General features: G+C 72.9%; 13 protein-coding genes. 3 read left to right on the top strand and 10 right to left on the bottom strand.

The window, feature by feature from the left end; translation table 11 throughout:
* Positions 1–119 precede the first annotated feature (119 nt).
* The 7 genes from ahcY to ACTHJJ_RS03895 form a co-directional block, all read right to left on the bottom strand.
* Positions 120–1556, bottom strand: coding sequence for an adenosylhomocysteinase (gene ahcY / locus ACTHJJ_RS03925; protein ID WP_440301630.1), 1437 nt, complete (start codon positions 1554–1556; stop codon positions 120–122).
* A gap of 139 nt (positions 1557–1695) precedes the next feature.
* Positions 1696–2628 carry a DUF808 domain-containing protein gene (locus ACTHJJ_RS03920; protein WP_440301629.1) on the bottom strand — a complete coding sequence of 311 codons (933 nt, stop codon included), beginning with the start codon at positions 2626–2628 and terminating at the stop codon, positions 1696–1698.
* Positions 2629–2655: 27 nt separating this feature from the next.
* Positions 2656–4059, bottom strand: coding sequence for a mycothione reductase (locus tag ACTHJJ_RS03915; RefSeq protein ID WP_440301628.1), 1404 nt, complete (start codon positions 4057–4059; stop codon positions 2656–2658).
* Positions 4060–4084: 25 nt separating this feature from the next.
* Positions 4085–5230: an SIS domain-containing protein gene (locus ACTHJJ_RS03910; protein ID WP_440301627.1), complete on the bottom strand. Its 1146-nt coding sequence runs from the start codon at positions 5228–5230 to the stop codon at positions 4085–4087.
* 10 nt (positions 5231–5240) lie between these two features.
* Complete coding sequence (locus ACTHJJ_RS03905; protein WP_440301626.1) at positions 5241–5426, bottom strand: Trm112 family protein; 186 nt, start codon at positions 5424–5426, stop codon at positions 5241–5243.
* Positions 5419–6867: a phosphomannomutase/phosphoglucomutase gene (locus tag ACTHJJ_RS03900; protein ID WP_440301625.1), complete on the bottom strand. Its 1449-nt coding sequence runs from the start codon at positions 6865–6867 to the stop codon at positions 5419–5421. Before ACTHJJ_RS03900 ends, ACTHJJ_RS03905 begins: the two co-directional genes overlap by 8 nt.
* A gap of 17 nt (positions 6868–6884) precedes the next feature.
* On the bottom strand, positions 6885–7298 hold the full coding sequence (locus ACTHJJ_RS03895; RefSeq protein ID WP_440301624.1) for a DUF3499 domain-containing protein: 414 nt from the start codon (positions 7296–7298) through the stop codon (positions 6885–6887).
* A gap of 84 nt (positions 7299–7382) precedes the next feature.
* Here ACTHJJ_RS03895 and ACTHJJ_RS03890 point away from each other — a divergent pair, with 84 nt between their 5' ends.
* Positions 7383–7817 carry a metallopeptidase family protein gene (locus tag ACTHJJ_RS03890; protein ID WP_440301623.1) on the top strand — a complete coding sequence of 145 codons (435 nt, stop codon included), beginning with the start codon at positions 7383–7385 and terminating at the stop codon, positions 7815–7817.
* Positions 7818–8009: 192 nt separating this feature from the next.
* Here the strand turns inward: ACTHJJ_RS03890 and ACTHJJ_RS03885 are convergent, their stop codons facing one another.
* Genes ACTHJJ_RS03885 through ACTHJJ_RS03875 form a run of 3 tightly spaced genes read right to left on the bottom strand, consistent with a single transcriptional unit; the run spans position 8010 to position 13034 of the window.
* Positions 8010–9479: a DUF5719 family protein gene (locus tag ACTHJJ_RS03885; RefSeq protein ID WP_440301622.1), complete on the bottom strand. Its 1470-nt coding sequence runs from the start codon at positions 9477–9479 to the stop codon at positions 8010–8012.
* Entirely contained in the window at positions 9476–12730 is a 3255-nt protein-coding gene (locus ACTHJJ_RS03880) for a glycosyltransferase (RefSeq protein ID WP_440301621.1), read from the bottom strand. Before ACTHJJ_RS03880 ends, ACTHJJ_RS03885 begins: the two co-directional genes overlap by 4 nt.
* A gap of 40 nt (positions 12731–12770) precedes the next feature.
* Complete coding sequence (locus ACTHJJ_RS03875; protein WP_440301620.1) at positions 12771–13034, bottom strand: WhiB family transcriptional regulator; 264 nt, start codon at positions 13032–13034, stop codon at positions 12771–12773.
* A 183-nt stretch (positions 13035–13217) separates the two neighbouring features.
* Between ACTHJJ_RS03875 and cofD the strand changes: the two genes are divergently transcribed.
* Both cofD and cofE read left to right on the top strand, forming a co-directional pair.
* Positions 13218–14198, top strand: a complete 981-nt coding sequence (cofD, locus tag ACTHJJ_RS03870) for a 2-phospho-L-lactate transferase (RefSeq protein WP_440301619.1) — start codon at positions 13218–13220, stop codon at positions 14196–14198.
* The coding region (gene cofE / locus ACTHJJ_RS03865) for a coenzyme F420-0:L-glutamate ligase (RefSeq protein WP_440301618.1) at positions 14195–15084 on the top strand (890 nt) is incomplete at its 3' end. The genes cofD and cofE, both read left to right, overlap by 4 nt.

The following is a 15084-nucleotide window of genomic DNA, read 5'->3' as shown; positions in this document are numbered from 1 at the left end:
CGGGATCGCCCACCGCGGCGACGCGCCCCCTCCCCGGCGCTCGTTCCCGTGCCGCACCCCCAAGCAAGGGTATGCCGCCCCGCGGGCGCAGCTGGACGGCAAACCCCCGATGTGGCAGCTCAGTAGCGATAGTGCTCCGGCTTGTACGGACCCGCCACGTCCACACCGAGGTACTCGGCCTGGCCCTTCGTCAGCTCGGTCAGCCGCACACCGAGGGCGTCGAGGTGGAGGCGGGCCACCTTCTCGTCGAGGACCTTCGGCAGCGTGTAGACGCGGTTGTCGTAGTCGTCGCCCTTCGTGAACAGCTCGATCTGGGCGATCGTCTGGTTGCTGAAGCTGTTGCTCATCACGAAGCTCGGGTGCCCGGTCGCGTTGCCGAGGTTGAGCAGGCGCCCCTCGGACAGGACGATGACGCTCCGGCCCGACGGCAGCGTCCACTCGTGGACCTGCTGCTTGATCTGCGTCTTGACGACGCCGGGGATCCGGGCCAGACCGGCCATGTCGATCTCGTTGTCGAAGTGGCCGATGTTTCCGACGATCGCCTTGTCCTTCATCTGCTCCATGTGGGCGGCGCGGATGACGTCCTTGCAGCCGGTGGTCGTGATGAAGATGTCGGCCGTCTCGACGACGTCCTCGAGGGTCGCGACCTGGTAGCCCTCCATCGCGGCCTGCAGCGCACAGATCGGGTCGACCTCGGTGACGACGACGCGCGCGCCCTGTCCCCGGAGCGACTCGGCACAGCCCTTGCCGACGTCGCCGTAACCGCACACGACGGCGACCTTGCCACCGATGAGGGTGTCCGTGGCCCGGTTGAGGCCGTCGATCAGGGAGTGCCGGCAGCCGTACTTGTTGTCGAACTTGCTCTTGGTGACCGAGTCGTTGACGTTGTTCGCCGGGAAGAGCAGGTCGCCGGTCTCGGCGAGCTGGTAGAGCCGGTGCACGCCGGTCGTGGTCTCCTCGGTGACGCCCTTGATGCCGGCGGCCACCTTGGTCCACTTCTGCGGGTTCTCGGCGATGGTGCGGCGCACGAGGTCCTTGAAGACCGCGAACTCCTCGGAGTCGTCCTCGGTTGTCGCGGGGACCTGGCCGGCCTTCTCCCACTCGACGCCGTTGTGGACGAGCATCGTGGCGTCGCCGCCGTCGTCGAGGATCATGTTGGGCCCGTCGCCGTTCGGCCACGTGAGGATCTGGTCGGTGCACCACCAGTACTCGGGCAGCGTCTCGCCCTTCCACGCGAAGACCGGCACGCCCTGGGGGTCCTCGGGGGTGCCCTGCGGACCCACGACGACCGCCGCGGCGGCCTCGTCCTGGGTGGAGAAGATGTTGCAGGAGGCCCAGCGGACCTCCGCGCCGAGCGCGGTGAGCGTCTCGATGAGCACGGCCGTCTGGACGGTCATGTGCAGGGAGCCGGCGATCTTGGCGCCCTTGAGCGGCTGGCTCGCGGCGTACTCCTCGCGCAGCGCCATCAGGCCGGGCATCTCGTGCTCGGCGAGGCGCAGCTGGTGGCGGCCGGCCTCCGCGAGCGACAGGTCGGCAACCTTGTAGTCGAAGGACATGAATGATCCCTTCCGTTCGTCGATGGTGTGCAGACCCGGCGCAGCCCATCTGGGCGTTCGTGGGTCATCTCCCACGCCGGCGGTCGTCCAGTCTACCGGCGGGTGGCCCTGGCGGCGCCGGTCCCGTATGCCGCCGGGCTCAGTGCCCGGCCCGCCGCCGCGGCACGAGGTGGATCAGTCCCACGACCACGGCGCCGACGACGAGGCCGAAGATCGCCGACCCGAGGGTGACGACGAGCCACCCGAGCACCGGGCCGAGGGCCGGCACCGCATGGCCGGTCTCCTCGATGCGGTGGACGAGGCCGAGCGGGCCGTGCCAGCCGAGCTCGTCGAAGCCCGCGACGAGAATGTGGCCGCCGACCCAGAGCATCGCGGCGATGCCGATCGTGGACAGTGCATCGAGCAGGACGGGCATCCCCTTGACGAGGCCCCGGCCGAGGCGTTGCGGCCCGGCGGACCGGTGCTGCGTCAGTCGCAGGCCGACGTCGTCCATCTTGACGATGAGCCCGACGACGCCGTAGACGAGCGCCGTGATGAGGAGCGCGACGATGACGAGGATGACGGCCCGCGCCCAGAACACCTCGGCGGCCACCTCGTTGAGGGCGATGACCATGATCTCGGCGGAGAGGATGAAGTCGGTGCGGATGGCACCGGAGACGACGGTCTGCTCCTGGCGCGCCTCGACGGCGGCGGCTGCATCCTCCTGACGGTGGTGGCCGGAGACCGCCTCCCAGATGCGCTCGGCGCCCTCGAAGGACAGGTAGGCACCACCGAGCATGAGCAGCGGGGTCAGCAGCCAGGGGAGGAACTGGCTGAGGACGAGGATGACCGGCAGGATGATGACGATCTTGTTGCGGAGGGACCCGAGGGCGATCCGCTTGATGATCGGCAGCTCCCGCTCCGGCGCGAGGCCCTGCACGTAGCGTGGTGTGACCGCCGTGTCGTCCACGACGACCCCGGTGGCCTTGAGGCTCGCGCGCCCGGCCGCCGCGCCGACGTCGTCGACCGACGCGGCTGCGAGCCTGACGAGCGCCGCGATGTCGTCGAGCAGCGCGACGAGTCCACCTGCCATGCGGCAGATCCTAGGTGCGGGCGAGGATCACGGGGTCGGGGACTTGGGGTAGACCTCGGCCAAGTCGAGGCCGAGCAGCGCGTTCTCGATGACTTCGGCAAGGGCCGGGTGGATCCAGTACTGGTCGCTGGCGACGACCTGCGCGGGCGTCCCGAGGGACATCGCCTGGATCAGCGGCTGGATGAGGGACGAGGCCTGCGGTCCCATGACATGGGCCCCGAGCAGTAGCCCGGTGTCCGGGTCGGCGATGACCTTGCACACGCTCGTCGTGTCCTCCATCGCCCAGCCATAGGCCGTGTCGCCGTAGGACTGGACCTTGACGACGTGGCGGCGGTGCTGGGCCCGGCACTCGTCCTCGGTCAGGCCGATCGTCGCGATCTGCGGGGCGGTGAACACCGCGGAGGGCACGTGGGCGTGTGGCAGGGTGCGCAGGTCGTCGGGGTGGACGAGGTTGTGCGCCACCGCCCGTGCCTCGGCGTTCGCGACGTGCTTGAGCTGGTAGGGCGAGCAGCAGTCCCCCAGTGCCCAGACGCCGGGCACTCCCGTGCGGCCGTACCGGTCGACGACGACGCGCCCGTCAGTGTGGGTGCGGACCCCGGCCTCCTCGAGCTCCAGGTCCGCCGTCGAGGGCGCCCGACCGGTCGCGACGAGCAGCAGGTCCCCCGTCACCGTCGTGCCGTCCGTGAGGTCGAGCGTGACCGCCTCCCCGTCCGCCCGCGCCGCGACGACGTTGGCGTCGGTGCGCACGTCCCACTGCTCGCGGGCGATCCGGGTGAAGCGCTCGGCGATCTCGGAGTCGAGGTGCCGGAGCAGCTTCTCGCCGCGGGCGATGACCGTCACCTTCGAGCCCAGGCCGCTGAAGATGTGGGCCATCTCGGCGGCGATGAAACCGCCGCCGAGGACGAGCAGGTGCTCGGGGAGCTCGTCGATCCGCATGATGGTGTCCGACGTGTGGAACGGCACCCCGCTGCCGCTGAGGACGGGCGGCACGAGGGCGTGCGCGCCGGTCGCGATGACGACCTGGTCCGCGGTCAGCTCCGCGGTGTGGCCGTCAGGGTAGCCCACGGTGAGTGCCCGGGGCCCGGTGAAGCGGGCCCGCCCGAGGTAGGCGGTCGTGTTCGGGCCGGTCACCCGGTAGTCCTTGCCGGCCTCCGCGATGGGGTCGATGCGCTGGAAGATCCGGTCGCGGATATCGCGCCAGCGCACCTTGGTGACCTCGGCGTCGACCCCGTAGCGAGAAGCGCCCCGCACGCTGGCGGCCACCTCAGCGGCATACACGAACATCTTCGTCGGGATGCAGCCGACGTTGAGGCACGTGCCGCCGAACGTCCCGGACTCGATGACGGCGACGCGCTTGTCGTCGAAGTCCGGGGTGACGAGAGAGTTGCCGGAACCCGTCCCGATGATCGCGAGGTCGAAGTGTTCGGTCACGCGGGCAGCCTACGTCGGCACGTCGTCAGTGCGGCCGGGCGTCCCGGAGGAGGCGCACGTGCGGGGAGTCGCCGGGGTCGTACCCCAGGCCGAGCGCGAGGTAGGTCGCGGCGTAGTCCGTGAACGCGACGTGGTGGGCGAGGCGCAGGAGAGGGTCGGGCGAGGTCGCGTCGACGAGGGACACGCGCACGCCTGCGTCTTCCGCAGCACCGATGACCGCGTCGGTGACGGCTGAGTAGCCGCCCCCGTCCTCGGAGGCGTCCCGGAGCACGATGAGCCGGAGCGGCCGGCTGACGGCGGCGTCGAGGAACGGGTCGACGAAGATGTCACGCTTCGCGCTGTCCGCGTCCTCGCCGCCGGCGAGGGGGCCGTCGAAGCACGCGACGATCTGGGAGGCGGCGTCGGGCAGGAAGCCGTGGGCGACGGGGACGCGACCCGTCCGCCCGAACATCGCCGTCGCCCGGAGGGCGGCGGTCTCCCCCAGCGGGCCGCAGCCGAGGAGGATCGGCAGGGACTCGGAGACGTCGGCGGCGAGGGCCTTGGCCGGGTTCTCCCACGACTCGACGCGCGGGCCGAGGCCGCGGGCCTGCTCGTCGAGGACGACCGCGAGCGCCTCGATGGTGTCCCGCCCGATCGAGGCGAGCCCGAGAGCGTCGGCGGCCATCAGGACGGGAGTCGCCTGGGCCCACAGGGAGGTGCGGGAGCTGGCACCTGCCTCGTCGATCGGCACGTGCGTGCCGCGGGCCCGGGCGCACACGTCCGCGAGCGGGGAGTCCGCGACGCCGACGGTCAGCAGGTTCGCGCCCCGGCGGGCTGCCTCGGCCGCCAGCGCGAGGGTGCCGGCCGCGCGGCCGGACTGGGACACGGCGATGACAAGGTCGTAGGCGCCGACCCACGCAGGCAGGGGCGTGGAGCGGCAGGTCTGCACGGGGACGGCGCTGTGCTTGCGGGTGACCGCGTCGAAGAGCCCGCCGACGGCACCAGAACCCCCGGTCGCGGCGACGACCACGCCGCGGGGTTGCATGTCGGCGAGCCGTGCCAGGCCCGCCTCGTCGGCGGACCGTGCCGAGACCCGGACCTGGGCGCCGGACGTGGCCAGCGCACGCAGCACACCGCGCCGGTCGAGGCGTTCGATCGCCTCGATGTCGTCGAGCAGTGCGTCGTCGAACACCGGCGGCGGGTCAGCCCAGCGGTCGCGCCAGGTCGACGAGAAGGACGGGGATGCCGGAGTCGATGGGGTAGCCGAGCCGGCAGGCCTGGCACTGGAGCTCGACACCCGACTCGGTCGTGGTGTCGGTCAGATCCCCCTTGCAACGCGGGCATCGGATGATCTCCCGCAGCCACGGCTCGATCAAGCGGTCAGTCACCCTGGGGCCTCCCATGCGCTCCTCCACGAATCAGTCCGAGGACCTCGTCCCGGACGCGCTCCATCGTCTCACGGTCGGCCGCCTCGACGTTGAGCCGCAGGAGCGGCTCGGTGTTGGAGGGCCGCACGTTGAACCACCACATCGGCCCCGTGGGGTCCGGGCTGCTGACGGTGAGGCCGTCCATCTCGTCGATGTCGGCGCCACGCACCGTGGCCCAGGCCCGCAGCGAGTCGGCGACCGCGGTGACGTCGTCGACGGTGCTGTTCACCTCACCGGAGGACGCGTACCGCTCGTACCCCGCGGCGAGCGACGACAGCGGCGCTTGCTGCTCGCCGAGGGCAGCGAGGACATGCATGGCCGCGAGCATGCCGGTGTCGGCGAACCAGAAGTCACGGAAGTAGTAGTGAGCCGAGTGCTCCCCGCCGAAGACCGCACCGGTGCGCGCCATCTCGCCCTTGATGAAGGAGTGCCCGACGCGTGCCCGCACCGGCTCGGCGCCGTGCTCGGTCACGACCTCGCCCACGGCCCGGCTGGAGATCACGTTGTGGACGACGCGGATCTGGCTGTCACCCGCCGCCCGGGCCCGCTCGATCTCGCGCGCCGCCACGAGGGCGGTGATCGCACTGGCGGAGACCGCCTCGCCGTCCGCGTCGACGACGAAGCAGCGGTCGGCGTCACCGTCGAAGGCGAGACCGAGGTCGGCGCCGTGCTTGGTGACCGCCGCCTGCAGGTCGACGAGGTTGGCCGGTTCGAGCGGGTTGGCCTCGTGGTTGGGGAAGGTGCCGTCGAGCTCGAAGTAGAGCGGGATGACGGTGACCGGCAGCGCAGGCAGGCCCGCACCCGTCTCGAGGACGGCCGGGACCGTGTGCCCGCCCATGCCGTTGGCCGCGTCGACGACGACGGTCAGTGGCCGTATGCCGCTGAGGTCGACGAGCGAGCGGAGGAAGGTCGCGTAGTCGGCGAGGACGTCACGCACCTCGACGGTGCCGGCGCCTGCGGTTGCCGCGTAGAGCCCGGTCGGGCTGTCGAGGAGCCACTGGGCGAGGTCTCGCACCTCAGCGAGGCCGGAGTCCTGACCGATCGGGCGGGCCGCCGAGCGACACAGCTTGATGCCGTTGTAGCGGGCGGGGTTGTGGCTCGCGGTGAACATGGCGCCGGGCCGGTCGAGGGCGCCGCTTGCGTAGTAGAGCTCGTCGGTCGAGGTCAGGCCCAGCAGGGCGACATCGATGCCGCGCGAGGTGACCCCGTCCGCGAACGCGGTCGAGAGCTCGGGCGAGGAGGGGCGCATGTCGTGGCCGATGACGATCCCCGAGTGGCCGTCGGGGATGACGACGACCTCAGCGAAGGCGGCGCCGAGGGCCCGGGCGACCTCTGGCGAGAGCTGATCCGGCACGAGGCCGCGGACGTCATACGCCTTGACGAAGTCTGAGAGGGAGGCCACGGAGACGACCCTAGTGGTCAGGAGTCCTTGAGGATCCGCAGATGCCCACGACGGCCGGTCTCGACGACGCCCGCGTCGGCCTCGGCCCGCACTTCGGCCGCCGCCGCACCGGTCGACCGCGGGGCGATGCGCGGCGCGGGCGGGCGCTGCGCGACGAGCGGCCGGCCCGCCTCACGGACCGCCTCGGCCAGGGCGAGCAGGTCGTCACCGTCGAGCTCTGGCTCGCTGTAGTCGCCCTCCAGCCGGACGACGTCCCAGCCACGCGGAGCCGTCATCCGCTCCGCGTGCTCGGCACAGAGGTCGTAGGTGTGCGGCTCGGCGTAGGTCGCGAGCGGGCCCAGCACGACCGCGCGGTCGGCGTAGACATACGTCAGGGTCGCCACCGCCGTGCGTCCGCACGCCGTCTTGGAACAACCCCGTCTGAGACCCACGGTCGATCACTCTAGACCGACCCCCACGGCGCGGCGAAACACCACGCCGTGTCCCGGGCCGCCCGGCGAACTAGAGTGCGAGATGTGAGCCCTTCGATGCCCGGGACCTCCCGGATGGTGCGGCGCCGCGAGCGCCATGGCCGCGGCTTGCGTGGACCACTCGCCTGGCCGCCGGTCCCGGCAATGCGCAGCCGACGCGATGAGTTCGACGACTACGTCCTCGACGCCGCGAGCCGGCTGGAGTCGACGTGCGGACGGGCATTTCCGGTGGTGGAGTTCGCGGTCGAGGACGTGCCCCGCGGCCCGGCACCGTGGGAGCACGCTGAGGTCCCCCTCGGCCGGGTCTACCCCGCGAGTGCGAGCCGACCGGCCCGCATCGTCGTCTACCGTCGACCGGTGGAGACGCGGGCCTCGGGCACGCGTGACGTGGCGGCGCTGGTCGCCGATATCGTGACCGAGCAGGTGGCCGGCCTGCTCGGTGTGCGCCCCGAGGAGCTCGACCCCGGCTTCGGCGAGTAGCCCCCGTCGACCGGTCACTTTCCCCGACTCGACCGGTCACCTTCCCTTAGTCGAGCGGTCACCTACCCTTCTGTCGATGGGTCACTCTCCCTGAGTCGCACCGGTCAACAGAGCGTGGCCTTCAGACAGCCGCTCCCCCGGCGGACATACGCCGCAGCGATGACCCACGCCGTGCCAAGGGGGAGGCGGGAATCAGTTGCCGACCTGGCGGACCGGGACCGTGGCGGCGGTGACCGGTGCCTCAGGAAGGGGCACGATCGACAGGACCGGCACGTCGTCGACGACCCCGCTGACGGAGACGGCGGCGTGGACCGCGCCGGAGCGCGGCTGCACCCACACGGCCTGGGCCGCGCCGAGGTCGACGACCACGCTGTGGTCGGCGGGGACGGTGACCTGTCGCGCCTGGGCTCCCGGGCCGGTCGTCGTCACCGTCACGGCGGCCTCCTTGGCCCCCGCCGCGAGGAGGAGCCTGGTCGTGCTGCCGGCGACGACGGAGCCGGGCAGGGCCAGGCCGGCGAGACGCTTCACCGAGGGGGTGGCCGGCGCCCAGCCGAAGTCGCCCATGCGGTCCGCCCCGCTCGCCACCCGGCGCTCGACCCAGGCGCCCGCCACCACGGGCTGGTCCGCGATGAGGTGGGCACCGGTGGCGCCGTCCGGCACGTCGAGGGGCACGTCCAGGCTGGAACCAGCCGGGACGCGAACGGCGCGCAGGGCATCCGGCTGGACCGGCCCCTTCTCGGTCAGGACGCGCACCTGCACCAGCGCCTCCTCCTCACCGGGGTTGCCGATGCGGACGCTCGCGGCACCGGCCTTGTCGATCCCGGCCACGACGAGGTCCTTGGCCGGTTGGGCGGCCGGAGCGGCGTCGTCGATGCCGCGGCCGGTTGCGCCGTCGATCCACGCGTCGCTGAGCACCCCGGAGACCTGCCCTCCGGACGCGACGACGTGCACCACCGGGCTCGCGACGTCGGGTGCGAGGGTGTCGAGCGAGATGACGGAGCGCGACCGGGGAGGGATGGAGATCCCGCGCCCGGTTCCCTCGATCGTCCCCTTCGTCCCGAGTACCGTGAAGTCGACGGAGATGGTGTTGGCGCCGGGGTTGGTCAGCACGAGGCGTTCGGTGCGCGAGGGGCCGTCGCCGCCTCCGATGAGCCAGAGGTCCGAGGCCGGCAGCGCGCACGCCGCCGCCGCGAGGCCACGGTCGTCGTCGCCACGATGCAGCCACGTCTGCGCCGCAACGACGCCTGGCGCGAGAGCACCCTTGGCTCGGACGACCACACCGGCGGGCCCGGGGATCGTCGCGCTGGGGACCGCGGCGGGGTCAGACGTCGCCTGGAGCGGCTTGCCACCACGGACCGGGCCGATCTCGATGCTGCCGGCCCCCTTGGCCGCCAGGTCGCCGAGGACGGACGCCGGGGCCGACGCGGCGGTCACCCGGGTGTCGCCCGCGACGTCGCGCAGCCCCTTGGCCCCGACCCGCTCGGGGCCCGGGCAGACCAGCGAGGCGTCGGTGAGCGCGGCATCGGACACCGCCGGCAGGCCGGCGCTGGTCCGGGCGCCGCCCAGCTCGACGGAGCCGGTCGTCGTCGTCGCGATGCCGACCAGGGCGCCGGCGCAGACGGCGAGGACGGTCGCCCGCAGGATGCTCCCCACCGGGGTCATGAGCTCCTCCTCGAGCGGCGGTTGCCGAAGGGCAGGGCCATGAAGCAGACGAAGGCCAACAGGACCGCCTGGGCGAGTCGCCACCACGGCTCGGAGGCGGCGAGATCGACGACGAGGTGGCCGCCGGCTGCCGGGATCAGGTACGTCGGCTGTTTCGTGTCGGCGACCGGTGACAGCAGTGCGCCGTCCAGGCTGACCGTCACGTGGTCGGCCCACTCGGGGGGCTCCGCGACGACGAGCCGGCGTTCGGCCTTGGCGCGCCGCAGGTCCTGCTCGACCGCCGCATGCGGGCCGACCGTCGGGATCGCGGCGAGCAGCTTGCCCGACGCGTCGACGAGTCGGACCCGTGAGGGTGCGGCGGCAGCCTCGACGGCGGACGCCCCCGGCAGCGGCTGGACTTTCCAGAGCGTCGCCCCGTCCTCGCGTCCGAGGCGGCTCAGGCCCTCGGTGGAGTCGAGGCGGCGGACGAGCTCGTCGTTGCCGGCGCTGACGACCTGGACGAAGCCGACCGCCAGTGCGGCCAGGGATCGGGACGGCGACTCGTCGCTCTGCCGGCCGCCGACCAGCGCCGCGACCGTGTCGACCAGGTCGGAGTTGTCGGGCCGGGCCCGGTCAAGGTCTCGCAGCAGCTCGCCCGGCTCGGTTCCCGTGAGCTCGAAGTCGACGACTGTAGCCGAGGGACGGAGCAGGAGCAGGCGGCTGCTGAGCGGGCCGTTGGCCTGCTCCACGGCGACGGCGGGCAGTCGCGCCTGGCCCGGGGTCAGGTGGTCGCCGACACCCGTGATGCCCCAACGGACCGCACCGGCGACGATGGGCACGAGGGCGAGGACGACTGCGGCCACCGCGACCACGAGGGGGCCTCGCCGAAACGGCCGACGGAGACCGGCCACGACCGCACTGCTGCCGGCGAGCAGGCCGACGAGCAGACCTGCGAGCCACAGCTGCAGGCCGATGCCCTCCCAGAGCCGGGCGGGCGCCGACGTGCCGACGCCGGTTGCCGCCGTGCCGAGGGCGACACGGGCCGTGCCGAGGGCGATGACGAGCCCGATCAGGCCGAGGGCGACCCCCGACCACAGGCCGACCGAGCCCGAGCGGGACCGCGCGTGGGCGGCATACCCGACGACTGCGAGCAGGAGGAGCGGCGCGGAGAGCCAGACCCAGACCGAGAGCGAGGTGTCCGGCTGCGCAAGCACGACGCCCGCGATCGGACCCTGGCGGCCGGTGTCGAGCAGGCCGGGCCCGGAGAGCAGCAGCCGCCAGTCGTCGACGAAGCGCATGACCGACGGGCCGAGCAGCGCCGTCGGCACGACGAGGAGCACGAGGCCCCGGACGCGACGCTGGCCGGGGCCGAGCAGGAGCAGGAGGAAGGCCGCGACGGCCGAGACGGCCAGCATGGGCGGGGCGAACGCACCGATCACGGCTGCGGCGAGGGCGGTCGCGAAGGTCGCCGTGTAGGTGCCGTCACCGCGCCCGGCGAGCGCGAAGCCCGCCAGCAGGAAGGGCAGTAGGACGTGCACGACGACGGCGCTGAGCCGCCCCTCGACCACCGCGACGGTCAGCACCGAGCTGAGCCCCCAGGCGACGGCGATCACCGCCCGCCCGGTGCGCGAGGACGAGGCGACGCGCCCGGCGAGGTAGGCGGACCACGTCGCGAGGACCGGCCCGAGGAACATGAGCCACGCGACCGTGACACCGGCCGGTGATCGGCTGGACGCGACTCCCGGGACGTGCTCGACGAGCCATGTCAGGGCGGCGAGCACGGCGAGGGCGGGTGCCGGCGCCGTACCGGTGCCGAGTCCGGAGCCGTGCCAGGCGTCGCGGAAGGCGTGCCAGAGCCCCGCGGATCCGGTGCTGACCGGGAACAGCTCACCACCGGCGACGCCGGTGTGGGCCGGCGAGAGGGCGCCGGCACGAATCGGGTCGCGCCACGCGACCACGGTCGTGACGAGGACGGCCAGGACCGCGAGGCAGCCCGGGTGCGTCAGGACCCGGCGCGGCAGCGAGGCCGGCAGGACGTCCAGGGACTCCGACTCCTCGCCCACGGGTCCGGTCTCGAGGGTCGGGGCCGCCTCGCGGTGGCGCCGGACGTCGGGGGTGATCGCGTCCTGGATGTGGTCGATCGTCGTGCGTGCGGCCTCGCGCGGTGACACGAACAGGGTGGCGAGGTCGTCGCGGCGCAGCCGCTTCGTCGCCCGGCCGCGCCAGCGGGCTGCGGTGACGGCCGACGGGTGCGCCAGGGCGCCGATGTCGGACAGCTCCCGCCAGGCCTGTCGGGGACGCTTGGCGACGAGCAGGGTCAGGGCCGCAACGAGGCTGGACAGGGCGACCCAGACACCCAGGAAGGGCGCCGCGAGCGGCGCCGACCGCGCCAGGGCGACCTGCCGGGTGGCGCGTCGGGTCCGGCGCGCGACCTCGGCGGCGGACGGCCCCTGCGGCCTTCGCCCGTCGGCGGTCGCCGACCCCGCGCGGACGACCGCGCTCGGCACGACGACGACCCGGTGGCCCGCCAGCTGGGCCCGCCAGCCGAAGTCGAGGGCGCCGCCATAGCGCTCGAAGCTCTCGTCGAAGCCATGGAGGTCGGCGTGGACGGCCCGGTCGACGAGCATCCCGTTGGTGCCCACCGCCAGCACGTCGGTGCGGCCGTCATGCTGACCCTGGTCGGCCTCGCCCCGGGCGGGGGAAGCGATCAACCGGCCACTGCGAGTGACCTGGATGCCGAGCTCCACCAGCCGGCGAGGGTTGTCCCACTCGACGAGCTTCGGTCCGGCCACCCCGACCGACGACGAGCGGAGCATGGCGTCGGCGAGCCGCGCCAGGGCCTCGGGCCGCGGCGCGGCGTCGTCGTGGAGGACCCAGACCAGCTGCCGCGCCCCGACGCTGCGGGGCAGGCTCGTGATCGCCCGGTCGATCGCCCGGCCGATCGGGGTGCCGGCCGGCAGCTCGATGACATCGACGTCGGAGACGGCACGTCGCAGCTGCTGGTGGGCGCGGACGATGGCGACAGACGTGTCGCGGCTGCCGAGGTCGACGGCGAGGACGCGCCGGGGCCGCAACGTCTGCCGAGCGATGGCGTCGAGGCTCTCCGCCAGCCAGCTGGCGCCGTTGCGGACGAGCAGGACGACCGACACCTCGGCTGTCGGTGCGGCGGACGCACGCCCGGTGGAGGGGAGCCGGGGCGCGGCGGTGGCTCCCGCGTCTGCGGGAGCGGTGACGAAGGCGGTGGTCAGCGCGTCGGGCACATTCACGTCCATCGGGCCCGGGTTCTACACCCGGGTCAGCCGGTGGTCCTCGTCAGACGGCGCGCTTCTTCAGCTTGCGGCGCTCGCGCTCGGACATGCCGCCCCAGATGCCGAACCGCTCGTCGTGGGCCAGCGCGTACTCGAGACACTGCTGCCGGACCTCGCAGCCGACGCACACCTTCTTGGCCTCGCGCGTCGAGCCGCCCTTCTCGGGAAAGAACGCCTCCGGATCGGTCTGCGCGCACAGAGCACGCTCCTGCCAGGAGAGCTCTCCCTCCTCCGCGTCTGCCTCCAGAACCAACAACATCTCGTGCATGACCCCTCCTCGACCCTGACTCTTGTCTGCACCTAGTCGTCCCCGTCCGAACGCAAGGGGCTCGAACAAGAGACAACAATGAAATTACATGCGTGTCATACCCCTCTCGTCAAGCGGTACTCTGATATTCGGGGGTAGAGACCTCCTGGTCCGGTCCGCAGCACGTGCTGAGAGGATCGGGCCATGCGAATCACCGCCTTGGCCGGAGGAGTGGGCGGCGCGCGCTTTCTCCGCGGTCTCCTGCACCACCTCGAGCGGACCCGTGCGGACCGGACCGAGCTCACCATCATCGGCAACACCGGCGACGACATCACGCTTTTCGGGTTGCGCGTCTGCCCCGACCTCGACACGTTGCTCTACACGCTGGGCGGCGGCGTCCACGAGACCCAGGGCTGGGGGCGGGCCGACGAGTCCCACCACGTCGCCGAGGAGCTCGCGGCACTCGGCGCGACGCCCACCTGGTTCAGCCTCGGCGACAAGGACTTCGCCACCCACATCTACCGCTCGCAGCTGCTCGGGCAGGGGATGCCGCTGAGCGAGGTCACGCGTCTGCTCGCCTCCCGCTGGGGACTCCCCCAGCGAGGCGTCAGCCTCCTGCCGATGACCGACACCCCGGTCGAGACCCACGTCGTGGTGACCGAGGGCGAGCGGACGCGGGCCATCCACTTCCAGGAGTGGTGGGTCAAGCACCGTGCGGCGCTGCCGGCCGAACGCTTCGTCGTGGCCGGGCTCGACCGCGCCACCCCGGCCCCCGGAGTCCTCGACGCGCTCCGCGGCGCCGACGTCGTCCTGCTCCCGCCGAGCAACCCCGTCGTCTCGATCGGGATCATCCTCGGCGTCCCCGGGGTGCGGGACGCCTTGCGGGGGTCCCGCGCGCCCGTCGTCGGCGTCTCGCCCCTCGTCGGCGGCCGTCCGGTTCGGGGCCACGCCGACGTCTGCCTGCAGACGATCGGGGTCGACTCGACGAGCGCCGCCGTCGCCGGCCTCTACGCCGACTTCCTCGACGGCTGGCTCGTCGACGAGTCCGACCAGATGGCCGGCACGAGCCGGCCCCTCGTCTCGGCCCGTCCCCTGCTCATGTCGTCCGTCGAGGCCGCGGCCGACATCGCCGGCGCGGCCCTCGACCTCGGCCTCAGCCTCGCGTCGAAGGACACCCCAGCGTGAGCGAGCCGGTGACGCTGACCGCGGTGAGCGGCATACCGGAGGTTCGTGAGGGGGACGATCTCGCGGCGCTGCTCGACGCCGGGCTGCGGCACTCCGGCCTCGACCTGCGCGACGGCGACATCCTCGTCGTCTCGAGCAAGGTCGTCTCCAAGGCGTTCGGCCTGATCACCGACGACGCTGACAAGGACGCGGTGATCGCCTCCCAGACCCGGGCGGTAGTGGCCGAGCGCGCGCTCGAGGGGCGCGTGACCCGCGTCGTGCAGTCGCTCGCGGGGCCGGTGATGGCCGCGGCCGGTGTCGACGGCTCCAACACGGGCGACCGCGGCGGCTGGCTCCTCCTGCCGGAAGACCCCGACGCGGTATGCCGCGACCTGCACGCGGCGCTCACGGCACGCCACGGGGTGCGGCTCGGCATCGTCCTCAGTGACACGGCGGGCCGTACGTGGCGCATCGGCCAGACGGACTTCGCGCTCGGTGCCCACGGGGTGGCGGTCGTCGAGGACCTCCGCGGAGGGCACGACGCCGACGGCCGGCCCCTCGAGGTCACGACGCGGGCCGTCGCCGACGAGATCGCCGCGGCCGCCGACCTGGTCAAGGGCAAGGCGCACCGGGTGCCGGCTGCCCTCGTGCGGGGTCTCGCCACGCTCGTCACCGGCTGCGAGGCCCGTACGGACGGTGCGGCGCAGCTGGTCCGGACCGGGCCGACCGACTGGTTCGCGCTCGGCAGGGTCGAGGCGGTCCGCGCTGCGCTCGGGGTCGAGCCCGGCTCGGCGGAGTCGGCGTCGGTGGGCATACCGCCAGCGGCTCCCGGGACGGTGCGCGAGGGGGTGCGGCGCGCCGTCGGGCTCGCCCTCCATGCCGTCCCGGAGGGCCGCGCCGACGTGGG

It is taken from the genome of Intrasporangium sp. (assembly GCF_051961875.1).
In the GTDB taxonomy this organism is placed as follows: domain Bacteria; phylum Actinomycetota; class Actinomycetes; order Actinomycetales; family Dermatophilaceae; genus Intrasporangium_A.
The sequence above is the reverse complement of the archived record's forward strand: the minus strand, read 5'-3'. Positions and strand labels throughout refer to the sequence as shown.